We start from the raw sequence: 24,510 nt of genomic DNA on the forward strand, positions 1-24,510 counted from the left end.
ATGGAATCTTGGGTTGGGTTGGAGGAATTTGCAAAACTAGCGCATTTAGATAAGGAAAAGATTTTAGAAATGGTGGCAAGTGGGGAGTTAAAAAGCAAACAAGAAAATGGAGAATTTCTCATTGATGCAAAGAGTGGCACACAAGCGCTTGTGCAGAGTGCAGGTAATGCTGTGATGCTTGCAAACACCACAAATGTAACTGTAGATAGTGATTTTGTTGAAAAAACTATCGGAACTATTTTGAGTCTGCACGAAAAGGTTGTAAGCTCCAAGGAAGAAACAATTTCAAGTGTAAAAAATGAAAACCAGTTTTTAAAAGATGCACTTTTTAACACACAAGAAGTGTATGAAGATGATAAAAAAACTATTGCTATTTTGCGCGAACAATTACGCGTTGCGCAAGAAGAGATTGAATTTTTAAAGCGTAAATATCGTCTAATGTGGGGCAAGGCGATTGATATTAAAGCAAAGGAATAAGCCATTAATCTGCAATATGCTTGTCTTGAATGCTTGTTAAAACAAGCAAGCTCTACTGCAAAACTCCAAAATGATTCTTTAGAAAAAAGTGTGCTAGAAGCTATTGTGGCTATCTTTAAGGATTTGGATAATTTTCAAAATTTTTTGAAAAATCATTTTGACTTTTCTGTTTTGACTAATCAAGACAAAGCAAAACTTCAAGAGCAATTGAGAGTATTTTTTAAAAATAAAGGAATCGTTTTAGAGAGTGATTTTGAAATTCCACCTACGCTTCTTGCGGTTTTAGTGTATGAAAAAATTTCAGAAATTTTAGGTAATACTCAGCCTTATTTAGAGATTAAAACTAGGAGTATTGCGCAAGCAAGAATTTATAAGCAAGGTTTTTTGAGAAATTTAGAAGAAATATTGGGGCAAGGTTTGAGTGCGGAGGAAGTCTTAGAATATGCGGTGCGTATTTGTGTGCTTGGGAATGTAATTGATTATGGATCGCAATATAGTTTTGATTTAAACTTAGAATCTAAAAAAATTTTAGAGACAAATTTTGCGTATTTTTCATTGGAATCTTTTATAAAAAGAGTAGAGAATGCAAAACAAATAGTGTTGATTGGTGATAATGCTGGAGAGAATGAATTTGATGAGATTTTAATTGTTGCGCTTAAGGCTTTGTATCCTAATTTAGAGATTTATTATTTTGTGCGTGGAGCTGATATTATTAATGATATTACGCTAAAGGATTTGAAAAATAGCGATTCTGCATTGTTTAAAATATGTAAAGTTGTGGATAGTGGAGTTTTAAGCCCTGGATTTATAGAAGCTTTGGCAAGTGTGGAAGCAAAAGAAATTTATAAAAATGCAGATGTGATTTTGGCAAAGGGAATGGGAAATTTTGAATCTATGGAATTGCTTGCTAGAAGCGATTGCCGTGTGTTTTTTCTTTTTAAAATTAAATGCAATGTGGTGCGCGATTATCTTAAAAAAAGTTTAGGCGATTTTGTGTTTTTCTCTCCATTTCTGCAGTAAAATTTTTGATATTTGTATGTTGGGCGTTACGATTTAAGGGTTTTAGTTTTTTGGTTGGTTAAATATTAACTGTTTTTAAGCTAGTGATTATGTGAAATTTTATAAAATTATAAGATTCTCTTAAAAATAAATTTGGAAGGGAAATCTTAGAGGAAGGAGCATATATGCAATCAAATCCTGCGTTAGAGTATGACTACTCCGTTGCGAAGTTATTTCTTTTTGCGACGATTGCGTTTGGTATTGTTGGGTTATTGTTGGGTGTTGTGATCGCTTTTCAAATGGCTTTTCCAAACCTTAATTATCTTGCGGGTGAGTTTGGAACATTTGGGAGATTGCGACCTTTGCACACAAATGGAATCATCTATGGTTTTACGCTAAGTGGTATCTGGGCGGCTTGGTATTATTTAGGGCAAAGAGTTTTAAAAATTTCTTATAATGAGCATCCATTTTTGAAAGCTATCGGGCATTTACATTTCTGGGTCTATATTGTACTTATGGCTTTAGCAGTGGTTAGCTTGTTTGCTGGACTTACACAATCTAAAGAATATTCTGAATTAATTTGGCCACTTGATTTGCTAGTGGTTGTTGTGTGGGTGTTATGGGGTGTCAGTTTGTTTGGCTCAATGGGTGTAAGACGCGAACAGACAATTTATATTAGTTTATGGTATTTTATTGCAACTTTTGTGGCAATCGCAGCACTCTATATTTTTAACAATCTTTCTGTGCCAACTTATTTAATTTCAGGCGTAGGTTCTATGTGGCATTCTATTTCGCTCTATGCAGGAACCAATGATGCAATGGTGCAATGGTGGTTTGGGCATAATGCTGTTGCGTTTGTTTTTACTTCAGGAATTATTGGAGTGATTTACTACTTTTTGCCAAAAGAGTCTGGACAGCCAATTTTCTCTTATAAACTAACATTATTTTCATTTTGGGGCTTGATGTTTGTTTATATTTGGGCTGGAAGTCATCATTTGCTTTATTCCACAGTTCCTGATTGGATGCAAACTATGGGTTCAATTTTCTCAGTTGTGTTAATTTTACCTTCTTGGGGGACAGCTGTTAATATGCTACTTACTATGAAAGGACAATGGCATCAATTAAAAGAATCTCCACTGATTAAATTCCTTATCCTTGCATCAACTTTCTATATGCTTTCAACACTTGAAGGCCCGATTCAGTCTATTAAATCCGTAAATGCACTAGCGCACTTTACAGATTGGATTGTAGGGCATGTGCATGATGGTGTTTTAGGTTGGGTTGGATTTACAATCATTGCAGCTTGTTATCATATGACACCGCGTTTATTTGGGCGTGAAATTTATTCCAAGAAGCTTATGGATATTCAATTTTGGATTCAAACAACAGCAATCATTCTTTACTTCTCAAGTATGTGGATTGCAGGAATCACACAAGGTATGATGTGGAGAGCAACAGATGAGTTTGGAAGTTTGGCATATTCATTTATAGATACTGTAACTGTGTTAATGCCTTATTATACAATTCGTGCGATTGGTGGAGCAATGTATTTGATTGGATTTATTATCTTTACTTATAACATTGTTATGACAATTGTGGCTAGCAAAACTCTTGAGAAAGAACCAAGATTTGCAACGCCTATGGCAGCGTAAAGGGGGTTGTAATGTTTCATTGGTTAGAAAAAAATCCATTTTTCTTTACAGTAGTATTTTTATTGGTGTTTTCAATTGCAGGATTGGTTGAGATTTTGCCTGATTTTGCAAAGGCTTCGCGTCCAACAGAAAATCTTAAGCCTTATACTCTTTTAGAAACTGCGGGGCGTCAAATTTATATTGCGGAAAGCTGTAATGCTTGCCACTCTCAACTTGTGCGCCCTTTTAAAGCGGAAACAGATCGCTATGGTGCGTATAGCTTAAGTGGCGAATATGCTTATGATAGACCTTTTCTTTGGGGTTCTAAAAGAACAGGTCCGGATTTACATCGCGTTGGAGACTATAGAACAACAGATTGGCATGAAGAACATATGTTAAATCCAGAAGCAGTTGTTCCAGGCTCTATTATGCCAGCATATGCACATTTATATAAGAAAAATGTAGATGTAGAGACAGCATATGCAGAGGCTTATACGCAAAAAGTTGTGTTTGCTGTTCCTTATGATGTAGAAAATAATCCAAAATTGGGGGATTTGGAAGCAGCTAAGGCTGAAATTTTAGCAGAAGCTAAGATTTTAGTAGAGGATATGAAAGATCCAGAAATTAAAGCCGCATTAGAGAGAGGCGAGATTAAGCAAATTGTTGCATTGATTGCGTATCTTAATAGTTTAGGGCAAAAAAGAAGGGCTAATTAATCGTGAAATATGAAACGATACAAATTATTCAAGGTTATGCGTATTGGTTTATTACGCTATTATTGGTAGTGTTGTTATATGCCTATATCTATCACTTATATAAAAGTCAAAAAAGTGGTAAGATTGATTATGAAAAATACGCAAGGCTAGCCTTAGATGATGAATTAGATGATCGTTTGATAGAAGATCGTAATAAAGAAAATAAAAAGAAGGAGAGCTAAATGGAATGGTTTAATTTAGGCGATAGCATAAATATGCTTGGGCTAGCTGGAGCCGTAGTAATTTTAGCTTTGACTATTTTCATTGTGGGTGGTTACATCAAAAAAATGAAGGATAGCAAAGCAGATGGTGAGCTAGCAGAAGAAGAATGGGATGGCATTAAGGAGTTTAAAAACGATATTCCTATTGGTTGGGGAGTCACTTATCTGGTGCTAATTATTTGGGCATTATGGTATTGGTTTGTGGGATATCCTTTGAATTCTTATTCTCAAATTGGGGAATATAATGAGGAAGTAAAAGCATATAATGCAAAATTTGAAGAAAAGTGGCAGAACATTGATGTGGAAACATTAACAAAAATGGGACAGAATCTCTATTTAGTGCAATGTTCACAATGCCACGGAGTTACGACAGAAGGAATTAATGGCACTGCTGCAAACTTACTTGAATGGGGTAAAGAAGAAGGTATTATCCGCACAATGAAAGAAGGAAGTAAGGGGCTGGGTTATATGCTTGGTGATATGTTACCAATGAGTGAAACAGCACCAGGTGTTTTAAATACAGATGAGGATTACAAGGCGGTTGCAGCATATGTGATGGCAGAAATCTCAGAGGCTAAGAAAACAAAGTATCCTGATCTTGTTGCAAAAGGAAAAGAACTTTTTAGCGTGGCAACTTGCAATGCTTGTCATGGTGATGATGGTAAAGGAATGGATGGTATGGCTCCAGATTTAAGTAAATATGGAACACCAGCCTTTGTTGCTGAAGTTCTCGAAAAAGGCAAAAAGGGGCATATTGGTATTATGCCTTCTTTTAAATCGCAAATGTTAACGGATAAGCAAAAAGAAGCTTTAGCGCATTTTATCTATTCAGACAAGAACTAAGGAGATTTGTAATGAACGGATTATTTGGAGTTAATGGACTTTTGGGGTATTTCGTGGCAGTTGTGTTGTTGCTTTCTGTTGTGTTTGGTTTAGGTTATGCGGCTGTGGTTACACAGAAAGCGCAAGCAAACAATCCTTATGTGATTGAAGATGCAAATGCATTGCAGATGTCAAGTAAAGCGAATGCGCAACATTTCAAAGATGCACCAAAAGGAGAGTAGTAATGATTAAGTATAGTGGTTTGGAAAAGATTCTTTTTGTGGCACATATTGTTGCAATTATCGCATCTATTGCAGTTGTTTTTATTCCTGATATGCTCCTTTTTGTTGGCTGATTAATGCTTAAAATACTAAAAATAGGGTTTTTTCCCCTATTTTTTTATTCATTTTTGTTTGCTAAGCCTTATGTTTTAGAAAATCAAAATCAATTAATTGATAAAACGGTAGCTTTTGTTGAAATTTTATCAGATGAAGTGTATGAGAAAACTGGTGTTTCTTTGTATGTTGTTGCTCTTAAGGGTTTAGGAAGTAAGAATCTTCAGGAGCAAGAACAATTTTTTATACAAAATCTTAAATTCCCTTATGTGCTTCTTTTTTTTACGCAATTTGAAAAAAAAATTAATATTGTAACAAGCGCAGAAGCTGAAAAAATGTTTGACAAAAAGGAGGTATATTGGGATTATATTGTTCCATTGATTCCAAAAAAAGATGCTGAACTAACACCGCAGAATATCTCAGCATTTTTGCTAAATGGTTTTGTGGATATTGCTGATAGGATTGCAGAATATCATGGTGTGGAATTGGAGCATAGTTTTCCTAAACAGAATAAGGGAGTGCAAATTGCTGTTCGCACTTTATTGTATGTAATGCTATTTGTAATATTATTATTGTTTGTGTTTGTGTATTTAAGGAGAAAATGATGAAAAATTATTGGCCTCTTGGAATCTTTTTACTTGCTATGGTTGTTGTTGGGCTTATCATACTAACACTTAAAGTTGCTATCTCAAATCCTGTGGAATTACAAGGGATATGTCAGAAAAATTCTCAATACATTGATGAAAACGCAAACACTATTGCGCAAATGCGTGCAAGATTGCTTAAGCAATATAATATAGCTTTTGAGGGTGCAGAAGAGCAAAGTCCAAATAATTTTCGTCAGATTTTTTTGCGCATCCGTGATAAGGCAACTGGAAAGATTGCGACAGAAGCCAAAGTGAAATTCTTTTTAACGCGTCCTAATACAATCCAAGAGGATAAGATTCTAGGAAACGGAGAGCTTGTGGATGGATTGTGGCAAAGTGATTATTTTGAAGTGCAAAAACAGGGGCGTTATCAAGGTGAGGCTTTAATTGAAATTGGTGATGATTTTGTTTGTATTATTCAAGAATATTTTATTAAAAAATAGTTGTTAAATGTTAAAAAGAGGATTTGAACCTATCTTTAATAATGAAAGTGAAGTTTTAATTCTTGGTAGTTTTCCAAGTAAAATGTCTTTTGAAATAGGATTTTATTATGGAAATCCTAGAAATAGATTTTGGAAAATGCTGCAAGATTTTTTTAAGGTTGAGTTAGTGAGTGTGGAAGCAAAAAAGGATTTTTTACTCCATTATCGTATTGCATTATGGGATATTGTTTGCTTGGGAAGTAATATGCAAGGCGATAAAGAGAGCAGTATGGATAAGACTTTATTGGCTACTGAAATTTCTGATCTTGAAGCATTGCTGGCTAAAACACAAATTAAAACTATTTTGTGCAATGGAAAGAAGGCTTATTTTCTTTTGAATAAATATTATCCACATTTGAAAGATATGGCAAAATCCCTTCCATCTACAAGCCCTGCAAATGTTAGGTTTGATAGTAAACAATGGGAAGTAGAGTTAGTAAGTAAATCAAATTTTTGAACTTATATTTTTAAAGCAAAGTTTTGTAAAATAGCACATTTACTTCGAAAGGGATTTAAATGGCTTGTGTTTTACAAATTGGAGCAGGTGGCGTAGGTGGCGTAGTGGCACATAAAATGGCGAGCAATAGAGAGAGCTTTACTCGCATTATCTTAGCTTCTCGCACCCTTAGCAAATGCCAAGCGATAGCAGATTCTATCCGCCAAAAAGGCTTAGGTGAGATTGAGATAGATTCTGTGGATGCCGATAGCGTAGAATCTGTGGTGGCTTTGATTGAAAAATACCGCCCAAAATTAGTGGTAAATGTTGCATTGCCCTACCAAGATTTAAGCATTATGGAAGCGTGTCTTCGCACAAAAACGCATTATTTAGACACGGCAAATTACGAGCATCCAGATTCAGCACATTTTGAGTATAAAGAGCAGTGGGCGTATGATACACGCTATAAACAAGCTGGAATCTTCGCACTGCTTGGCAGTGGGTTTGATCCGGGCGTTACAAATGTGTTTTGTGCTTACGCACAGAAGCACTATTTTGATGAGATTCATAGCATTGATATTTTAGATTGTAATGCAGGGGATCACGGCTATGCGTTTGCTACAAACTTTAACCCTGAAATTAACTTAAGGGAGGTTAGCTCTAAAGCGCGTTATTGGACGAAAGACATTAAAGATTCTAATACAGAATCTAAAAGCCTTGTTTCACAAGCTGATCTAGCCTTGAATCTGGATTTAAAGCAAGATACTATTTATCGTAAGTTTGAGCGAGATGAGAAGCATTTTACGCTAGATTCTAATACGCAGGATTTAAAAGTAGAATCTTACTTTAACGGACAATGGCGAGATATTGCGCCCCTAGCGCTTATGAAAGAGTGGGATTACCCAGAAGTTGGCGTGAAAAATAGCTATTTGCTCTACCACGAAGAGCTAGAATCGCTTATCCGCAATATCAAAGGTTTGCGAAAAATCCGCTTTTTTATGACTTTTGGCGAGAGCTATCTCACGCATATGAAGTGCTTAGAGAATATTGGCTTTTTACGCATTGATGAGGTGGCACACAAGGGTGGCAAAATCGTGCCTATTGAAGTGCTAAAGACACTTTTGCCAGATCCTGCTAGTCTAGCCTCTCGCACAAAGGGGCAAACGCATATTGGCTGCTATATGAAGGGCGTGAAAGACGGCAAAGAACGCACGATTTATATCTATAATATTTGCGACCACGAGGCTTGCTACAAGGAAGTCAATGCACAAGGTGTGAGCTATACTACAGGTGTGCCAGCGATGATTGGGGCGAAGCTTATTTGTGAAGATAAATGGGGGCTAAATGCGCCTAAGAATGTAGCTTTCACTCAATCTTTGCGGGAGCTTGAAAATTCTTTGTGCGACAGCCAAGACAGGCTAGTCTCCGCAGAATTTTCTACGCAACCCACAAATCTTAAGCAAAATCTACATTCTTTAGATTCTAACAATGCAGAATCTAAAAAAGTGGATTCTACCTCTTGCCATAGCAGTGAAGCTTCTAGCATAGAATCCTACAACGCAGAGCGGCTAAAACTTAACAGCGATATGCCAAAAGGTGGAGAAGAACAAGGCATAGATTCTAGTAATGGCAGTGGTGTGTGGAATATGGAGCAGAATGATCCTGACCCCTTTATGTGTGAGCTAAACCAACAAGGACTCCCCTATATCGTATGCGAGATAGAATCTAATGGCAATCTAAAGGTGTTAGAGAATGGGAGAGATAGGTAAGATAATGCTATATGAGGTGATGAAAGGAGATTTTATGATAAAAGAAATTGGAATTAAAAATTTTAGAGGCATAAAAGATATATCTCTAAAAGATTTTTCAAAGATAAATATTTTTGTTGGCAAAGCAAATATGCGAAAAACATCAATTTTAGAGGCTTTATATCTCTACTTATCAGACCATCCTGAATCAATAACCGACATTCTGGAATTTAGAGGTATAGTCTCTGATGAAGATTGTTTTCAAAGTTTTTTTTATGACTATAATTTACAAGAAATGATTGTCTTAAATGAAGGTAAAAGGGAGATAAAAATACATTCTTGCAATGATATATATACCAATATTCTTGTGGATAATTCTCAACAGAAGCACCAAGAAAATATAGAAATAACATTCAACGATATGAGTATAAAAGGTATCAATACCATAATTTTTGATTATTCAAACAACGAAATAATAGAGCGGATAAAAATTTCAAGAAAACAAGCAAATCCTTTTCAAATGCAATTTCAAAATTAATTAAAATTAAAACTAAACAAGGCACAAAAAGCTCTTCATAAAAAAGCTGAATTTATATGTGAGGATAATGCATACAACAAAACCTTAAGAAACAATGTTAAAGATATTTTTTTGAGTGCTAGAAAAAGAAGAGATTTAATGGAAAAAATTCGTAACTTTTTTAATGATATTGAAGACATTACGATGTTGGGCAACAAGATTGTAGTGCAAAAAGAAGGCTTAGATACTTTGTTAAATCTTAGATTGATGGGTTCTGGATTTCAAAAAATATTTGCAATTATCCTATCGGTTTTGAAAAATAGGAAGTATATCTTAATTGATGAAATAGAAAATGGATTGCATTTTAAGGATATTAACTCATTGCTCCAAATAATTTTAGATGACGATACTAAGGCTCAGTTTTTTATAACCACGCACAATGAGGAAATATTAAAACACTTAAATAGCTTACTAGAGAATAAAGGGACCGAGAATTTGGCAAGTATTTTTAAGGTGTATGAAGACGCAAAGCAAAATATTAAGACTGGTAGATACTCGCAAGAGAATTTTATATTTAACACAAATCATAACAATGAAATGAGGGATTGAATATGCTTATTGTTGTGGAAGGAAATCAAGATAAGCATTTTATTAATTTATACTTAAAGTATTTAGAGAAGAATAATATAAAAATAGTAATAAGTGGTGGAAATAAAGGCTTGTCTAATGTAAAAGCGGATTTAGAACAGGCAAATAAAATCAAAATAATTTTTGATGCCGACAATAATTTTGATGAGGCAAAAAAGAATATTGAAAAACAATTAAATGAATTAAAAATAGATAGCAAATATGAAATGTTTCTCTTGCCAAATGATAAAGACAATGGAACCCTAGAAGATTTACTTAAAGAAATAGCAAAGGACAAATGTGTATTGCGCTGTTTTGATTTCTATTTTAAATGTATTGAAAAATTGCAAGAAAAGAATTCGAAGTTTAAGCTTCCAAATAAAAAGGATAAAATTTATGCCTATTTTGAAACATTTGGGTATAAACCAAATAAATTAGAGAAATTAGAGCATGAAAAATTAGAAGAAGCCCTAGATTTCAATAGTCCTTACTTGGAGCCATTGAAAAATTTTCTTGAGAACTAAAAACTTCAAAACAAAAGCGAGGTAAAATATTGAGCGACATAATTGAAAAAGCACTAAAGCAAGGCTATCTTAGTTTTGAGGGGGATAGTATCATCTATCACACTAAGAATTCAAGTAAGCAGAACTATACAAATCCAGAAGAAAAAGTGCGTGCAGAAGTATTTGCAAAGCTTATTATTGAAAAAGAGTATCCACTCTCTCACATTGCCATAGAAGTGCGTGTTACACGAGGTAGCAATAAAAGTAACACAAGAGCGGATATCGTCGTTTATAAAAATGCCAAGCATCAAAAGGCTTTCATCGCCATAGAGCTAAAAAAGTCAAGCCAAAAAGATTTGCGAGAGGCAAAAGAGCAGGTTTTAAGCTATGCAAATTTTTTGGGAGTAGATTACGCACAAGTAACTAATGGTAAAGAAAAAATCACACTTTATTTTAAAGAGGATAGCAATGATTTGATTGATGATATTCCACCTTATGGCGGTAATGCACCATTATGGAAATACTTGCGAGATTCTAAGAACAACAATATTGCAAAAATAACAACCGAAGAGCTAAAAGCACTTTTGCAAAAAATCCATAATTATCTTTGGAATGGTGGCAAAAGAAATCCAGCCGAAGCCTTTAGCGAATTTAGCAAAATCATCTTTACAAAGATAATGGACGAAAAAATCGCCGAATACGACGCAGATTATAAACTTAAATATTACGAATTTCAAAAAAATCGCGATGAAGATAAATTTGCCCTAGAAAAGCGTATTAAAGGGCTATATCAAAAATACAAGGAAAAAGATAGCAATGTCTTTGATAATGCTCTGATTTTAGATGCAGATGAGATTAAATTTTTAGTAGAGAATCTTGAGGGCATTAGCCTAAGCGAAACAGACTTAGATATTAAAGGAAAGGTATTTCAAAAGTTTTTTGCAGATTTTTTTAAAGGCACAGCTGGGCAGTATTTTACACCACTTAATATTGTGCGTTTTATGGTGGAGTGCTTTGACATTAGACAAGATGATTTAGTGCTAGACCCAAGTTGCGGAAGTGGTGGATTTTTACTCCAAACTTTGCAATATATGCAAGAAAAAAGCAAAAAATTAAAAAAGAAAGAAGCACAAAAACGCTTTTGGCATTCTTTTGCGGAGAAAAATCTCTATGGCATAGAAATTAGCGGTGGGATTTCACAAACAGCTAAAATGAATATGATTATCCACGATGATGGGCATACGAATGTCATCACAGCCGATGGGCTTGACTCTTTTGAAAATTTCATAAGAAAAAATAATAAATTTCAAAAAAACACCTTTAATTTCATCTTTACAAATCCACCTTTTGGCTCTAGCATACCCGCAAGTAAGCCTTATTTTGAGGACTTTTCTTTTGCAAAAAGTGAAGTGCATTTCATTGATAAAATCATTGATAAAAAATCCCCTAAAGATTTAAGCGGACAAAAAAGCGAGATTTTATTTTTAGAGCGGTATTTTGAGTTTTTAAAAGAGGGTGGCATTGTAGCTTGTGTCTTGCCTGATGGGATTTTGACAAATTCTAGTTTGCAAAATGTGCGTGATTATCTTTTAGAACGCTTTTATTTACTCGCTTCTTTCTCTCTACCCCAGCATACCTTTTCAAACTATGGCGCAGGGGTAAAATCTAGCATTTTAGTCCTAAAGAAAAAGGACAAAAAGGCTATGAAAGCATTTTTAGATAAAAAAGAAGCGATACAAAATGCCATTACCCAAAAGCACAAAGGCGAAATTTTAACCCTAAGAGATGAGCTAAAAGCCTTGATTACACCACTACAAAAGGAGTTAAAGGCTTTAGAGAAAATGCAAGATAAAGATTTAAAAACGCAGGAGCAAATTGCCACCCTAAAAGAACAAATAGCAAATGCAAGAGAAACATACAGATATAAAGAAGAGCTTGTGCGTGATAAAATTTGTGCTGAAGTAAGCGAAAAGCTAAAGCAGCTAGAGAGCTATGAAGTCTTTATGGCTATCATTGAAAACATCGGCTTTGACGCCACAGGCAAGGAATTATGCGAATATGAGAAAAGCGAACTTCACACCATAGCCTTAGAATTTAAAAAATTTTATCAAAAGCATTGGGGGGAAAATGGCTGAAATTTTTACAAGAAAATTTAGCGAAGTCAGTGGCGGGAGGTTTGACCCTGAGTTTTATATTGGACAAACAATACAGATTGTAACCTATCCGCTTAAAAATTTTGTAAAAATCAAAAGTGGCAAAAGAATTCCAAAAGGTAGAAGCTATGCAAATACCACAACAGCTTATAAATATTTGCGCGTTGATGATTTAGATTCTGAAATCTTAGAAATTGATATAGATAAATTAAAATCAATAGATAAGGATATTTTTACATTGCTTGAGCGTTATGAGATTTATAATGATGAAGTGGCTTTATCTATTGCTGGAACTATTGGAAAAGTTTTTATTTTTCATAATGCAACGAACAATAGAGTTATTTTGACAGAGAATTGCGTCAAGCTTCAAGCACAAGATAATCTTTTGCCAAAGTTTTTAAGTCTTATCTTAAAAACAAATTTTTTGCAAAGCCAAATGAAACGACAATATATCCAAACCACCATACCAAAACTAGCAATCGAGAGAATCAAAGAGTTGCAAATTCCATCTATTCCGCCTCTTTCCACACAACAGCACATTATTGACCTTATGGATAAAGCCTATAAAGCTAAACAAGAGAAAGAAAATAAAGCTAAAGAACTTTTAGATTCTATTGATAGCTATCTTTTAGAAGAGCTTGGTATTATCCTGCCATTAAGAGCAAATAACACTCTAGATTCTAGAATCTACACAGCAAAAATAAGTGCCTTAAGTGGCTCTCGCTTTGATGCAAACTATCATCAAAAATATTATAGAGATTTAGAAAAATCCTTACTCTCTTCACCTTATCCCCTAGTCAATCTCGCCTCTTTAATCAACAATTTTAAAAAGGGCATAGAAGTCGGCAGCAGCGAATACTCTCAAAATAAAGAAATTCCATTTATCCGCGTGAGTGATATTACAAATAATGGCATAGATTTTGACAATGTGCAAAAGTTTATTTCCGCTTCTTTGTTTGAGAATCTTAAAGCCTACAAGCCTAAGCAAAACGAGCTTTTATACTCTAAAGATGGCACGGTAGGCATTTGCCTAGAGGCTGATGTGAGCCGTGATTATATCATTAGCGGAGGGATTTTGCGTTTAGAATTAAAGGCGGAAGTGGATAAAGACTTTTTATGCTTTTTGCTTGGCTCTTATATGATAAATGTTTTTGCAAATCGCGTAAGCATTGGTGCGGTGATTAAGCATTTAAATATAGGCGAGTTTTTAAAGCTAAAAATCCCCCTGCCACCCCTTGCAATCCAAACGCAAATCGCCAACAGGCTAAAAAGCTCTAAATTTCAAGCCCTAAGCTTAGAAAAAGAAGCAAAAGAGATTCTGCATAAAGCAAAAATTGATGTAGAAGCACTCTTGCTAACTGCGGGGGGGGGGGTAACCCTTGCATTTAGCTTTGAAGCGTTTATATCAACACAAACGCATTATTTTGACAAAATAGCAAAAATTTGGAATGAGAGGGAATATTCTGTGGTAAGGTTGGGGGAAGTTGCAAGAGTAAATACAAAATTAGAAAATATTGATAATTATGAATTTATGAATTATATTGACATTGCTTCTGTTTCAAAGGAAATAGGTGTAATAGAAAAAATGAAATTTCTTAAAAGTGATTTTCCTAGTCGTGCAAGACAAAGAGTTTTTAAGGGCGATTTGCTTATTTCTAGTTTAAGTGGCTCACAAAAGGCTATTGCGATTGTTGAAAGTGATGAAAAAAATCTTATAGCTTCAACAGGATTTTTTATTATTTCAAATGTTGCAAATTGCTTGAAAGAATTTTTAATGGATTTGTTAAGAACGCACTTTTTTCAAGAATTACTTATGCGAGAATCTAGTGGGGCAATTATGGCTTCAATCAATCAAAAAGAGTTTCTAAACCTAAAAATCCCCCTGCCACCACTCATAGAGCAAGAAAGAATCGCTAAAGAAATAAGCCAAAGAAAAGCAAGGGCAAAGGCACTCAAGCAAGAAGCAAAAGAACTTTTAGAATCTGCTAAAAAAGAAGTAGAGCATATTATACTAGGAGGTTAAGTATGGTATTTGAAACTATTGATGTATATTTATGGCAAAAGCAAATCTTTAATTATCATATAGCTAAGGGTTATTTGACATTTAATCAGTTGGCTAATTTTGATATCTTTAGCGATGAGTATCAAAGAGACATAAACCAAGAACACGAGGATAAAATATTAGAGTATCTTAAAAAAGATTATTATCGTTATTTGCCCGATATTGTCATTGTTATTAGAGATAATGATTTGCGATTTGATAGGACAAGAATCCTGCTTGACAAAAAGGATCTTCGCATTTCTCGACTGAAGTCATATAATCTTATGCGATTACAGATTAAAACCAAAGAAGGTTATAAGCAATGCAAAATTGTTGATGGGAATCATAGGCTTTCTGCGATAAAAAAGCTTTTAGAAAAATCTGAAAATACTCCCGGTGAAAATTATATAGGTGTAACTTTTATTCTCACTGATGATAATAGCATTAAAGACGAATTGGCATTGTTTTATTATCTTAACTCCAAATCTAAGCCGCTCTTGCCTAAGGATTATTTAAGCAAAACCATCGTGGAATTTGAAAAAGCAGATGAATTAAAAAACATTGATTGGTGGCTTTATGTTTTTAGAGAATCTAATGATAAGCTTTTAGATATTTTGAAAGAATATAAGGGAAAACTAGAAAAAGATGTCATTGCTAAGGCCTGTAGTTATCTAGCAAAAAATATTCAAAATGAAGATAGGCTGAATAATTTTTTTGCATTTTTAAGGGATGTTGTTGAGAAAGATGGTTTAAAAAGATATTAAGAGATTTTTCTACATACAATCAGTTGGCAGAGCTTATTTGCATTATATTCTTTCTATATAATAAAAATTATGAGAATAGCAAACCAGAAAATGAAATCAAATATTTTTGCGAATGGCTATTAGAAGATGCGAAATTAGAAAAATTTCAAGATTTTGAAAATCTTTTCAAGGTTTATGTCAATACTTATATTCCAAAAAGCTTTAAAATTTTTATTGCTATGGAATTTAAAGACAATGACCATATTTTAAATGCAATAGAAACCACAATACAAGAAATCAATGATGAAAAATTTGCAAATAACCCACCTTTGCATATTGATCACTTGCGTATTGATAAATTAAATAAAGGCACAACTTTTAAGATTGTTGATGAAATTCTTGGGCAAATTGAGCATAGGGGACTTATGATAGCAGACATTTCAAAGAAAAATGCTAATGTTTATTTTGAAGTTGGCTATATGATGGCACTTTGTCGTGCTAAAGGGATTGATAATCAAATCATCTTGCTCATAAATGAAAATAACAAAGAAGTAGGCTTTGACCTAAGTGGGTATCAACAAGTCCGCTACAAAGACGAAGGAGATTTGAAAGAAAAGCTTAAAAATCAACTAGATGAATATTACAAGACAAAATATATTGAAAAATCATAAAAAGAGTGTTGGAAAAGATAAAAACGCTTTGTTTAGGGAGTGTGGTTTGTCTGCCAAAGCCTTATGCCTTTTGTGATGGATAAGTGGAGAAAGTGAGCTAATTTTTAAGATTCTAATAATACATTTAAGGGTATCAATAGTGCTTTAACAAACGCAAGGGATAAATTGCAAGGCTTTAAAGAATTATTTTGTAATAAAACGCTAGATTTTCAAGGATTAGGTATAGAAGTAGCTTTGTATTATTACAACAAAGAATCTAGTGTGCCAAAGGATTTTGAAGGGCATATTGCCGCACAGATTTGCGAGCTATTTGCATAATAAGTAGAGCAACATATTTATATGATATTTATATGGAGTTATCAATTCTAAGTTTTCAACCTTTTGCAAAGTTTGAATCTAAATCCAAGTGCGTTTTACTTTATCACTAGTAATTTGTAAAGATTCTGCAACGAGAGGCAAGACTATGTCTTTTTACATACCGATTTGTAAATTTTGTGCTACTCTTTTTGAAAGCATACATTAATGCAATAAAGGAATGGTTATGAAGTTTTATAAGAATCTCTCACTTAAATCAAAATTCCTAAGCCTTGTTATCGGCTTTTTTATAGCATTTGTCATATTTTGGTGCTGACAATACTAGGAGAGAAAAAGCATTTTAAAACTACACAAGAGCGAATTATCGCAAGGTTGCCACGAGTGGTTGAGAAGTGTGATTTGCATAGATTTACAGTTATAGTTAAAGTTTTCAGAAATTTCAAAAAAGAGCTTTATTGCAAAGAAATAGGTTTACAAGAAGTTTTTGTAAAAGGGTAAGTTACGAATAAATAAGAGATGTAAAAATACTTAAATATTTACCTATAGTATCTCCTTTAATATTTTTTTAGTCTTCTTTCTCTAAAAACTGCAAGAAAAATTCCATCGCACCTTATTGAGTTATTTAATAGCTAAGATTCTAATAATGCTTGCAATTCTTCTACATTGATGATTTTGACACCTAGTTCCTTAGCTTTTGTGAGTTTTGAGCCAGCATCTTCTCCGCAAAGTAAAAAATCCGTTTTTTTAGACACGCTCCCGCTAACCTTTGCGCCTAAGGATTCTAAGAGTTCTTGGTATTCTTCACGCTTTTTAGGAAGTGTGCCAGTAATTACAAAAGTTTTGCCACTGATTTTAGATTCCAATACTTGTGTGTTGCAAGTTGGCGCAATGTATTCTAGCAAGCGCAAAAGCCTTGTTTGATTTACAGTGCAAAACTCCACTAAGGATTCCGCCATTTCACCACCAAAGCCATCAAGTGCGATAAAGTCTGCATAGCTTTTTTTATAAAACTCCAATCCATAAGCATTTGCTAGCTTTTTGCTAGCACCCTCTCCGATATGTTCAATCCCAAGCGCGTTGATAAATCGCCATAGTTCTACACCCTTAACCTTTAAAATCGCTTCGATAAGATTATTAATTTTCTTTTCTTTAAAGCCTTCTAAGCCCTCTAAATCATTAGCTTTTAGTGTGAAAATATCTTCGATACTTTGAATCTTTTTGCATTCAAACAAAAGCTCCACGATTTTTTCGCCCAAACCATCAATATTTAGTGCCTTTTTGCTGGCAAAATGCGTGATAGAGTTTTTCACTCTCGCGGGGCAATTTAGGTTTTGGCATTTGATGAGTTTTTCTTCTATCAAAAGCGTGCTATTGCAAATTGGGCATTGTGTTGGAGTTGCACAAGGGTATTGTGTGCCATCGCGTAATTTAGGTAAGGATTTGATAATTTTTGGAATCACATCGCCACTTCGGATTAGCACTACAAAATCGTTGATTTGAATGTCTTTTTTATGTATTTCATCAAAGTTATGTAAGGTTGCACGGCTAATTTTAGCTCCTTCTAGCAACACGGGTTCAAGCTCTGCTACTGGGGTAATAACACCTGTTCTTCCCACTTGAAGTGTGATACTTAGGATTTTTGCGCGTTTTTCCAGAGCTGGAAATTTATAAGCACACGCAAAGCGCGGGGCTTTGATGGTAAAGCCTAGCTTTTCTTGTAAATCAAACGCATCAACGCAAAGCACCATTCCATCAAGCATAATGGCATAATCTTCACGCGCTTTAAGAAGTGTTTGGTAGGCGGTATGAATGGAATCGTAATTTGTGCAAAGTTCAGTAAAAGGAGGTTTTTGGAATCCTAGCGCGTAAATTCCTTCCATTAGAGCAAAAAAGCTATTTGGATTCCGTGTTTTTTCCTTGCTGGCAAAGTCCATAAAGTCCTTAGTGTCGCATTCTCCAACGCCCCAAGGGATAAATTGTAGTTTTCTACTTGCTGTGATTTTAGAATCTAATTGACGCAAGCTTCCTGCTGCGCAATTTCTAGGGTTGGCAAATAGAGTCTCTCCCTTGTTTTGCCGCTCTAAATTTAGGGCTTCAAAGTCATCTTTGCCAATAACGCATTCTCCGCGAATCTCAATGCGTCCCTTATAAGCGATACTTAAGGGAATGCTAGGAATGGTGCGTGCATTTTGCGTAACATTTTCTCCAATGAAGGCGTCGCCCCTTGTGGCGGCACATTTTAGGATTCCATCTTCATAGAGCAAATTAAGGCTTGCACCATCAAACTTTGGGCTAACGCTAAAGATTAGTGGTGCGTCAGAAAGAAGCCCCAAGCCACGCTTTGCGCGTAAAATCCACTCTTGAGTTTCTGTTTCATTAAAAACATCTTCCAAGCTCCACATTCTTTTAAGATGTGTGTGCTTATTAAAGCCCTCTAAAACCTTATCCCCAACCCTTTGCGTTGGCGAGTCTTGAGCGATAAACTGCGGATTTTGTGCCTCATAGGCAAGGACTTTGTGATATAAAAGATCGTATTCTTCATCGCTTGCAATAGGATCGTCTAATACATAATAATGTTTAGCCCACAGATTGAGGGTTTTTATGGCTTGTAAATAGGAATCTTGTGTCATTCTAAATCAAGCTTTAAGGCTTCATTATCTATAATTCCAATACCCTTATTTAGCGTATCTTGCGCGATTTGTTTTGCTTCATCAAGGGAGTGCATTGCATAAGTGCCACATTGAAGTGGATTTGCTTCAGGAATTTGCGTAGTTTTTAGCACATCTTGCATACTTTTTTCCCAAGCATTTTTAACAGATTCTGCACTTGGTGCGCCAATTAAGCTCATATAAAAACCTGTGCGACAGCCCATGGGGGAAATGTCAATAATCTCTACTGCGCTATTGTTCAAATGTTCTCGCATAAAGCCGGCAAAAAGATGCTCTAGTGTGTGGATTCCTTTTTCGCTTAGAATTTCAACATTGGGTTTGCAAAAGCGCAAATCAAATACACTGATTGTATCCCCCTTTGGCGTGTGCATTGTTTTAGCAAGGCGCACTGCTGGGGCTGGCATTAACTTATGATCAACTTTAAAACTATCTAGGAGCGGCATAAGATTCCTTTAGTGTAAAAATAAAGTGGAATGCTAACACAATAACTTAAAATTTAGTGTAAAAGTTGGAATCAAAAAGCCCCCTTTGTTTTTAAAAGTTTTAAAATTTTTAGCGCAAGAGCGGATAGGGGAATGGTGGTAAGTTTTTGTGGTGTGAAAAATTCTAAATTTTGTGTCAAAATTGTTGAATTATCGCACAAGTAGCAATGCACGCTTAGGTTGTATTTTGTGTAAGAATGCTTTAGGATTCCAATATTTTGGAGATTTGTGGAATCTTTTTTTAAAATTTCTGGGAAGTTATAGAGATTAAAATAGAGTTTTTGCGTGCTTTTAACAAGTGCGATTTTATGCGCTTTAATGAAAATTGCATAGTGTAGTGTCTTTTTTGTAATGCGACTAGGCTTGCTTTGAGTAAGTTTGTTTAACATATTTTTGCCTTTGCAAAATTTCTGTAAAGGGCAAATATCACATTTTGGGGATTTTGCGGTGCAAATTAATGCACCTAAATCTAGCAAGGCTTGGTTGTGATTAAAGGAATCTTGTAGATTTAAAAGAGTGTTTGCTTGCCGTTCTAACTGCTTTTGTGTAGGGTCTCTTAGCACAAAAAGGCGTGTTAAAATGCGCTTAATGTTGGAATCTACAAAGCTAACGCTTAAATCATAACCAAAGCATGCAATAGCCCCAGCGGTGTAAGCACCAATTCCAGGAAGTTTTATTAAGTCTCTGACTTCTGTAGGCAATCCCGTGTTAGCGCAAAGTTGTGCGAGTTTGTGTAAATTTCTAGCGCGTGTGTAATAGCCTAAGCCTTGCCAAGCGCGTAAAACTTCTTGTTCATTGGCTTGGCTTAGGGCTTTTAGAGTGGGAAATTTTTTTAAAAATGGGTAAAAATAGCGTTCTAGCACAACCTTTACTTGAGTTTGTTGGAGCATTATTTCACTAAGCAGCACGGCATAAGGGCGGTTTGGAAGTGTTTTATTGCGCCACGGAAGAGAGTGGCGACCATTTGTCTGATACCAGCTAAGAAGGGCAGTTTGAAGCTTTTTAATCTGCATTAAAGATAAGGGATAATCCGTTCTTTATAGAGTTTTAGAATATTTTTGGAATCTTCAAGCCTAGATGAGAGCAGCTTTAAAGAAAGTGTTGTGATAGGCACTTGCTTTTTAAGCTCTAAAATTTGTTCTAAACAATCTTGTGGTGTTCCTATAATCATATTTTCTAAAATTTTTTCCTTGCTAAAAAAATCTGCTCTAAATTCTTCATAATCTGTAGTTTTGATAATAGCTTCAAAAGTCGGATTTGACTCATTAGCACGGAGCATACATTGGGAGAAAATATCCGCACCTATGTGAGCTTTCTCTTGTGCTTTGTTTCTATCTTCATCAATGTAAATTGCGCGTGTTAGGGCAAATTCAAAAGATTTTGTAGTTGCATTTTGTGCAAAAAGCTCATAGATTTCTTTAGCATTTTTGATACTTAGCGTAAAAGCTCCTAGAAAGCTATAACCGCGTTTTGCCGAGTCTATAAGTGTTTGTTTATCCAAGCTTGCTACAAAAAATGGAATCAGTCCCTTTGGGTGAGGGCGAATGGAGACATTGTTAATTTCAAAAAACTCCCCTTCAAAACGTACTTGGTCTTTGAAAAGCAAATTGTGGATAATCTCTGCGTTTTCTAGCATAATTTTGCGGTTATTTGAGGCGTTATTTCCCATAGCAATATCAAAAATAGGAAAAGCACCGCGCGCAAATCCAAACAAAAATCTACCCTTGCTTAATAAATCCAGCATAGCAATTTCTTCGGCAAGTTTAATGGGGTGATAATGCGGAAGCAAGATTGCTGCAGAACCAATTTTAATGTGTTTTGTGCGCGCTAGAGCGTGGCTCATTAGTGCAATGGGTGAAGGACAGAGTGTGAAGCTATTAAAATGATGTTCGCCAATCCACGCTTCATCAAAACCTAAAGAATCGGCATATTCTAGCAATTCCATTGCGCTAGCTATAGCAGTTGTTTCGTTGTCTTCCCAGTTTTCTATCAGTTCAAAAATAGCGCTTTTCATCACTTTAATCCTGTAGTGTTTGCATATCAATCACATAGCGGAATTTTGCCTTGCCACTTGTTAGATTTTCATAGGCTTCATCAATTTGGTCTGCGCGGATAATCTCAGTTTCTGGGTAAATCTTATGTCTTAAGGAATAATCTAGCATTTCTTGTGTTTCTTGCATTCCGCCAATAAGCGAGCCATAAACCTTTCGTCCTGCGTTATATACAAGGTTAGTGATATTAATATCCGGGCTAACTTCTCTTGGTGGAAGCCCAACAATGGCAAGCTCTCCGCCAAATTTTAAGAGATTTATGTATTCCATAGGATCATAAGAAGTTGGAATCGTAGAAATGATAAGATTAAAGCGTTCCTTGATGTCCTGTGTGCTATCAAAAAGTTTTGTTACGCCTAAATTTAGAGCTTCTTTTTCTTTATTTCTATTGCGTGCAAAGACATAAACTTCAGCCCCCATTGCTAAGGCGTATTTAACTGCCATTACGCCTAGTCCGCCAAAGCCTGCAACAGCGACTTTATCGCCCTTTTTTACACCGCTAAATTTAAGTGGAGAATAAGTTGTGATTCCTGCACAAAGCAAGGGAGCGACTTTATCTAGTGGCGCATCTTTTGGCACACATACTGCAAAATGCTCATTAACGACGATATTATTAGAATATCCGCCATAAGTTGGCTCATTATTATGGAAGCAATCTTGGCAATTATAGGTAAAAACGCATTGTCCATTTTCACAAAATTGCTCTTGACTTCTCTTGCACGCATCACATTTCCCGCAGCTATTAACCATACAGCCAACGCCTGCATAATCTCCCACTTTGAATTTGCTAACTTTGCTTCCTATAGCAACAACCCTTCCTGCAATCTCGTGTCCGGGAACCATAGGGTAAATCCCTGCGTGCCACTCGCTGCGTGCGGAGTGAATATCACTATGGCAAATTCCAGCAAACAAAATTTCAATTACAATATCTTTCTCCCCCATAGGGTGGCGCGTAAAAGAAAACTTTTCAAATTTAGAATCCTTACTCTTAACTGCATAACCAAAAGCTGGAATCCTTTGTCCTAAAGGAATGTTTTTAAAAACTTGCCGTATATCTTGCATAGAAGTCCTTTGAGTTTGAGATTTAAAATTATATGTTAATCTTTTAAAAAGTTGCTAAAATTGCAGGCAATTTTACAACAAAGGCTTAGAGATAGAAATTACAGATAGTTTCGCGCTTTTAGAATTTTTAAAAAGCAAAGAATTGTTATTAAAGTTGGAATCGGATTTTGATTATAGGGATGAAAGGCATTGGTGGTGGCCTAATGCGCTAAGTTTTGAAGTGGTTGTGGGGGCGATTTTGGTGCAAAACACGCGTTGGGAGCAAGTAGAAATTGCGCTAAATATGCTTAAGAATAAAGAAGTTTTAAATGTGGAATCTCTAGCGAAATTGCCCTTAGAAAACTTACAAGAAATGCTCAAAAATGTAGGTTTTTTCCGCCAAAAAGCATTGCGATTGCAAAGCTTGTGTTGTAATATTTTAAGAGATTTTAAGAGTTATGCTTGCTTTTGTGAGAGTGTGGATAGAGAATGGCTCTTAGAACAAAAAGGAATCGGATTTGAAAGTGCTGATGTGATTTTAAACTATGCCTTAGGGCGTGAAGTGATGGTAGCAGATACTTATACATATCGCTTACTTAAGGAGTTTGGTTATGAGTTAGAATCCTATGAAGCAATACAAGAATGGCTAACACAGGGCTTGGTGGAAAATTATGCTAAAGTTTGTGTGCTTTATGGTTTTGAAATGCCGCTTAACTTGCTTTTTGCGCGCTTTCACGGAAAAATTGTAGAATATTCCAAAGGGAGAAAATAATGGAAAATTTGTTGAAAAAAGACGCGTTGGATTTGTTTTTAGAGATTTGTAAGATTCCACATGCTAGCAAGAATGCGGAGCCGCTTAGAGAATGGATTGTGCGTTATGTAAAACATTGTGGTGCAAAAGTGGAATGCGATAGGGCTGGGAATATCCATTGCATCAAGGGAAGTCCGAAGTTATGCTTGCAAGGGCATTATGATATGGTGTATGTTTCTTGCAATAAGGAATTTAGCGTGGAGCCCGAGTTTGTTAAAGAAGGTGAAAAGCTGTATTTACAAGCAAAGGATTCTTCTCTTGGGGCGGATAATGGAATCGCTGTGGCTTGTGCTTTGGTTGCGTTAAGGGATTGTAAGAATATAGAATGTCTTTTTACAAGCGATGAAGAAGTGGGAATGGTGGGGGCAAATCATATTGCGTTGAAGTTGGAATCTAAATTTGTGCTAAATTGCGATAGTGAGGAGATTGATGAGGTGGTTTGTGGCTGTGCTGGAGGTTATGATTTAGAAGGTAAAATCACGTTTCCACTTTTAGAGCTTCCCCAAGATTGCGTGTTTTATGTGTTGGAATCGCAAGGTTTTAGCGGTGGGCATAGTGGGATTATGATTGTTAAAAAGATTCCAAATGCGCTTATAGAATGCGCAAAAATCGCTGATAGGCTTATGGAGAGTGGAGCATTTATTGTGGAGTTTAGTGGTGGTGAAAAGCGCAATTCTATCCCGGTGTTTGCAAAACTTTGTGTGGCAATTCCTAAAAAAAACTTGCAAGAGTGTGAGAGTTTTTTAAAGAATTTAAGGAATTTTAGTATTAAAAAGTTGGAATCCAAAATGCATTATTTTGACGCAAAGCCTCTACTTGAAGCGATTTTGAACTTAGGAAATGGCGCGCTTGTAATGCGTAAGGATATGCCAATTTTATCTAGCAATATTGGAATCTTAAAGCAAAGCCTAGAAAATCAACAGGCGGTTTTTGAGCTCATTGCAATGGGTAGAGGGAATGAAGAATCTCTAATGCTAGGTCATTTACAAAAGGAAAAAGAAAAGTTAAAGAGTTTAGGGTTTAGCGTAGAAGTGCAGGATTATTACGCGCCTTGGGAGAGAGAAAACAGCGCATTTATTGAGCAAGTGTGGGAGATTTATAAGGAATTTAGCGCAAATGTGGAGTTAAAAGAAATCCACGCTGGGCTAGAGTGTGGAATCCTAAAACAAAAATTCCCAAAAAGCAATTTTGTCTCCATTGGTCCAACTATCCTTAATCCACACTCTGTGAAAGAAAGACTAGATGTGGAGAGTTTTGAAATTTTTAAAGGATATTTAAGCAAGATCTTAAAAAGATTTGAAGCGATTTAGAAAAACACAAAAGAGTTTTTGAT

The 24,510-nt window shown here is 35.3% G+C and carries 26 protein-coding genes; 21 read left to right on the top strand and 5 right to left on the bottom strand.

Features of this window, described 5'->3' with window-relative positions; genetic code table 11:
* The 19 genes from IP358_RS02140 (at position 1) to IP358_RS02230 (ending at position 16,126) form a co-directional block, all read left to right on the top strand.
* On the top strand, positions 1 to 477 hold the full coding sequence (locus IP358_RS02140) for a DUF3972 domain-containing protein (RefSeq protein WP_006801919.1): 477 nt from the start codon (positions 1 to 3) through the stop codon (positions 475 to 477).
* A 33-nt stretch (positions 478 to 510) separates the two neighbouring features.
* Entirely contained in the window at positions 511 to 1,497 is a 987-nt protein-coding gene (locus tag IP358_RS02145; RefSeq protein ID WP_169302231.1) for a damage-control phosphatase ARMT1 family protein, read from the top strand.
* Between the two features lie 164 nt (positions 1,498 to 1,661).
* Positions 1,662 to 3,128: a cytochrome-c oxidase, cbb3-type subunit I gene (ccoN, locus tag IP358_RS02150; protein ID WP_006801917.1), complete on the top strand. Its 1,467-nt coding sequence runs from the start codon at positions 1,662 to 1,664 to the stop codon at positions 3,126 to 3,128.
* Between the two features lie 11 nt (positions 3,129 to 3,139).
* Positions 3,140 to 3,823 carry a cytochrome-c oxidase, cbb3-type subunit II gene (gene ccoO / locus IP358_RS02155; RefSeq protein ID WP_006801916.1) on the top strand — a complete coding sequence of 228 codons (684 nt, stop codon included), beginning with the start codon at positions 3,140 to 3,142 and terminating at the stop codon, positions 3,821 to 3,823.
* 2 nt (positions 3,824 to 3,825) lie between these two features.
* Positions 3,826 to 4,044 (top strand): cytochrome c oxidase, cbb3-type, CcoQ subunit, encoded by a 219-nt coding sequence (locus IP358_RS02160; protein ID WP_006801915.1) that lies wholly within the window; start codon positions 3,826 to 3,828, stop codon positions 4,042 to 4,044.
* Positions 4,045 to 4,926, top strand: a complete 882-nt coding sequence (locus tag IP358_RS02165) for a c-type cytochrome (protein ID WP_006801914.1) — start codon at positions 4,045 to 4,047, stop codon at positions 4,924 to 4,926.
* An 11-nt stretch (positions 4,927 to 4,937) separates the two neighbouring features.
* On the top strand, positions 4,938 to 5,147 hold the full coding sequence (locus tag IP358_RS02170) for a DUF4006 family protein (protein ID WP_006801913.1): 210 nt from the start codon (positions 4,938 to 4,940) through the stop codon (positions 5,145 to 5,147).
* A gap of 116 nt (positions 5,148 to 5,263) precedes the next feature.
* The gene (locus IP358_RS02175; protein WP_006801912.1) at positions 5,264 to 5,845 is read left to right on the top strand and encodes a hypothetical protein; all 582 of its coding nucleotides are present in this window, start codon (positions 5,264 to 5,266) and stop codon (positions 5,843 to 5,845) included.
* The gene (locus IP358_RS02180; RefSeq protein ID WP_232086757.1) at positions 5,845 to 6,330 is read left to right on the top strand and encodes a hypothetical protein; all 486 of its coding nucleotides are present in this window, start codon (positions 5,845 to 5,847) and stop codon (positions 6,328 to 6,330) included. Before IP358_RS02175 ends, IP358_RS02180 begins: the two co-directional genes overlap by 1 nt.
* Positions 6,331 to 6,337: 7 nt before the next feature.
* The gene (locus tag IP358_RS02185; RefSeq protein ID WP_006801910.1) at positions 6,338 to 6,826 is read left to right on the top strand and encodes a DNA-deoxyinosine glycosylase; all 489 of its coding nucleotides are present in this window, start codon (positions 6,338 to 6,340) and stop codon (positions 6,824 to 6,826) included.
* Between the two features lie 59 nt (positions 6,827 to 6,885).
* Complete coding sequence (locus tag IP358_RS02190; protein WP_040498242.1) at positions 6,886 to 8,574, top strand: saccharopine dehydrogenase family protein; 1,689 nt, start codon at positions 6,886 to 6,888, stop codon at positions 8,572 to 8,574.
* The gene (locus tag IP358_RS02195; protein WP_006801908.1) at positions 8,558 to 9,091 is read left to right on the top strand and encodes an AAA family ATPase; all 534 of its coding nucleotides are present in this window, start codon (positions 8,558 to 8,560) and stop codon (positions 9,089 to 9,091) included. The genes IP358_RS02190 and IP358_RS02195 overlap by 17 nt, the downstream gene beginning before the upstream one ends.
* A gap of 111 nt (positions 9,092 to 9,202) precedes the next feature.
* Entirely contained in the window at positions 9,203 to 9,679 is a 477-nt protein-coding gene (locus IP358_RS02200) for an AAA family ATPase (RefSeq protein ID WP_006801907.1), read from the top strand.
* 2 nt (positions 9,680 to 9,681) lie between these two features.
* Positions 9,682 to 10,221, top strand: a complete 540-nt coding sequence (locus IP358_RS02205; RefSeq protein ID WP_006801906.1) for a DUF3226 domain-containing protein — start codon at positions 9,682 to 9,684, stop codon at positions 10,219 to 10,221.
* Between the two features lie 29 nt (positions 10,222 to 10,250).
* Entirely contained in the window at positions 10,251 to 12,335 is a 2,085-nt protein-coding gene (locus IP358_RS02210; RefSeq protein WP_006801905.1) for an N-6 DNA methylase, read from the top strand.
* Positions 12,328 to 14,376 carry a restriction endonuclease subunit S gene (locus IP358_RS02215; protein WP_370525626.1) on the top strand — a complete coding sequence of 683 codons (2,049 nt, stop codon included), beginning with the start codon at positions 12,328 to 12,330 and terminating at the stop codon, positions 14,374 to 14,376. The genes IP358_RS02210 and IP358_RS02215 overlap by 8 nt, the downstream gene beginning before the upstream one ends.
* Before the next feature lie 2 nt (positions 14,377 to 14,378).
* Entirely contained in the window at positions 14,379 to 15,158 is a 780-nt protein-coding gene (locus tag IP358_RS02220) for a DNA sulfur modification protein DndB (protein WP_006801902.1), read from the top strand.
* A 23-nt stretch (positions 15,159 to 15,181) separates the two neighbouring features.
* Positions 15,182 to 15,808, top strand: coding sequence for a hypothetical protein (locus IP358_RS02225; RefSeq protein WP_006801901.1), 627 nt, complete (start codon positions 15,182 to 15,184; stop codon positions 15,806 to 15,808).
* A 165-nt stretch (positions 15,809 to 15,973) separates the two neighbouring features.
* Positions 15,974 to 16,126, top strand: coding sequence for a hypothetical protein (locus IP358_RS02230; RefSeq protein WP_006801900.1), 153 nt, complete (start codon positions 15,974 to 15,976; stop codon positions 16,124 to 16,126).
* Between the two features lie 626 nt (positions 16,127 to 16,752).
* Here the strand turns inward: IP358_RS02230 and ligA are convergent.
* The 5 genes from ligA to IP358_RS02255 all read right to left on the bottom strand — a co-directional run bounded on the left by ligA (position 16,753) and on the right by IP358_RS02255 (position 22,387).
* Complete coding sequence (ligA, locus tag IP358_RS02235) at positions 16,753 to 18,753, bottom strand: NAD-dependent DNA ligase LigA (RefSeq protein WP_006801899.1); 2,001 nt, start codon at positions 18,751 to 18,753, stop codon at positions 16,753 to 16,755.
* On the bottom strand, positions 18,750 to 19,235 hold the full coding sequence (luxS, locus tag IP358_RS02240; RefSeq protein ID WP_006801898.1) for an S-ribosylhomocysteine lyase: 486 nt from the start codon (positions 19,233 to 19,235) through the stop codon (positions 18,750 to 18,752). The genes ligA and luxS overlap by 4 nt, the downstream gene beginning before the upstream one ends.
* A gap of 71 nt (positions 19,236 to 19,306) precedes the next feature.
* Entirely contained in the window at positions 19,307 to 20,287 is a 981-nt protein-coding gene (gene mutY / locus IP358_RS02245; protein WP_006801897.1) for an A/G-specific adenine glycosylase, read from the bottom strand.
* On the bottom strand, positions 20,287 to 21,288 hold the full coding sequence (locus IP358_RS02250) for an LLM class flavin-dependent oxidoreductase (protein WP_006801896.1): 1,002 nt from the start codon (positions 21,286 to 21,288) through the stop codon (positions 20,287 to 20,289). The genes mutY and IP358_RS02250 overlap by 1 nt, the downstream gene beginning before the upstream one ends.
* A 4-nt stretch (positions 21,289 to 21,292) precedes the next feature.
* Positions 21,293 to 22,387: an NAD(P)-dependent alcohol dehydrogenase gene (locus IP358_RS02255; protein WP_006801895.1), complete on the bottom strand. Its 1,095-nt coding sequence runs from the start codon at positions 22,385 to 22,387 to the stop codon at positions 21,293 to 21,295.
* Positions 22,388 to 22,529: 142 nt separating this feature from the next.
* Here IP358_RS02255 and IP358_RS02260 point away from each other — a divergent pair, with 142 nt between their 5' ends.
* A complete protein-coding gene (locus IP358_RS02260; RefSeq protein WP_006801894.1) occupies positions 22,530 to 23,138 on the top strand; it encodes a 3-methyladenine DNA glycosylase in 609 nt (202 codons plus the stop codon).
* On the top strand, positions 23,138 to 24,487 hold the full coding sequence (locus tag IP358_RS02265) for a M20/M25/M40 family metallo-hydrolase (protein ID WP_006801893.1): 1,350 nt from the start codon (positions 23,138 to 23,140) through the stop codon (positions 24,485 to 24,487). The genes IP358_RS02260 and IP358_RS02265 overlap by 1 nt, the downstream gene beginning before the upstream one ends.
* Positions 24,488 to 24,510: the final 23 nt, after the last annotated feature.

Source organism: Helicobacter winghamensis ATCC BAA-430 (genome assembly GCF_028751035.1).
GTDB lineage: Bacteria > Campylobacterota > Campylobacteria > Campylobacterales > Helicobacteraceae > Helicobacter_D > Helicobacter_D winghamensis.

Excerpts from the sequence above, each read along its gene's own strand:
- IP358_RS02140 (WP_006801919.1), top strand. The coding sequence starts at position 1 with ATGGAATCTTGGGTTGGGTTGGAGGAATTTGCAAAACTAGCGCATTTA.
- ccoN (WP_006801917.1), top strand. The coding sequence starts at position 1,662 with ATGCAATCAAATCCTGCGTTAGAGTATGACTACTCCGTTGCGAAGTTA.
- ccoO (WP_006801916.1), top strand. The coding sequence starts at position 3,140 with ATGTTTCATTGGTTAGAAAAAAATCCATTTTTCTTTACAGTAGTATTT.
- IP358_RS02165 (WP_006801914.1), top strand. The coding sequence starts at position 4,045 with ATGGAATGGTTTAATTTAGGCGATAGCATAAATATGCTTGGGCTAGCT.
- IP358_RS02170 (WP_006801913.1), top strand. The coding sequence starts at position 4,938 with ATGAACGGATTATTTGGAGTTAATGGACTTTTGGGGTATTTCGTGGCA.
- IP358_RS02175 (WP_006801912.1), top strand. The coding sequence starts at position 5,264 with ATGCTTAAAATACTAAAAATAGGGTTTTTTCCCCTATTTTTTTATTCA.
- IP358_RS02180 (WP_232086757.1), top strand. The coding sequence starts at position 5,845 with ATGAAAAATTATTGGCCTCTTGGAATCTTTTTACTTGCTATGGTTGTT.
- IP358_RS02185 (WP_006801910.1), top strand. The coding sequence starts at position 6,338 with ATGTTAAAAAGAGGATTTGAACCTATCTTTAATAATGAAAGTGAAGTT.
- IP358_RS02190 (WP_040498242.1), top strand. The coding sequence starts at position 6,886 with ATGGCTTGTGTTTTACAAATTGGAGCAGGTGGCGTAGGTGGCGTAGTG.
- IP358_RS02195 (WP_006801908.1), top strand. The coding sequence starts at position 8,558 with ATGGGAGAGATAGGTAAGATAATGCTATATGAGGTGATGAAAGGAGAT.
- IP358_RS02205 (WP_006801906.1), top strand. The coding sequence starts at position 9,682 with ATGCTTATTGTTGTGGAAGGAAATCAAGATAAGCATTTTATTAATTTA.
- IP358_RS02215 (WP_370525626.1), top strand. The coding sequence starts at position 12,328 with ATGGCTGAAATTTTTACAAGAAAATTTAGCGAAGTCAGTGGCGGGAGG.
- IP358_RS02220 (WP_006801902.1), top strand. The coding sequence starts at position 14,379 with ATGGTATTTGAAACTATTGATGTATATTTATGGCAAAAGCAAATCTTT.
- ligA (WP_006801899.1), bottom strand. The coding sequence starts at position 18,753 with ATGACACAAGATTCCTATTTACAAGCCATAAAAACCCTCAATCTGTGG.
- luxS (WP_006801898.1), bottom strand. The coding sequence starts at position 19,235 with ATGCCGCTCCTAGATAGTTTTAAAGTTGATCATAAGTTAATGCCAGCC.
- mutY (WP_006801897.1), bottom strand. The coding sequence starts at position 20,287 with ATGCAGATTAAAAAGCTTCAAACTGCCCTTCTTAGCTGGTATCAGACA.
- IP358_RS02250 (WP_006801896.1), bottom strand. The coding sequence starts at position 21,288 with ATGAAAAGCGCTATTTTTGAACTGATAGAAAACTGGGAAGACAACGAA.
- IP358_RS02255 (WP_006801895.1), bottom strand. The coding sequence starts at position 22,387 with ATGCAAGATATACGGCAAGTTTTTAAAAACATTCCTTTAGGACAAAGG.
- IP358_RS02265 (WP_006801893.1), top strand. The coding sequence starts at position 23,138 with ATGGAAAATTTGTTGAAAAAAGACGCGTTGGATTTGTTTTTAGAGATT.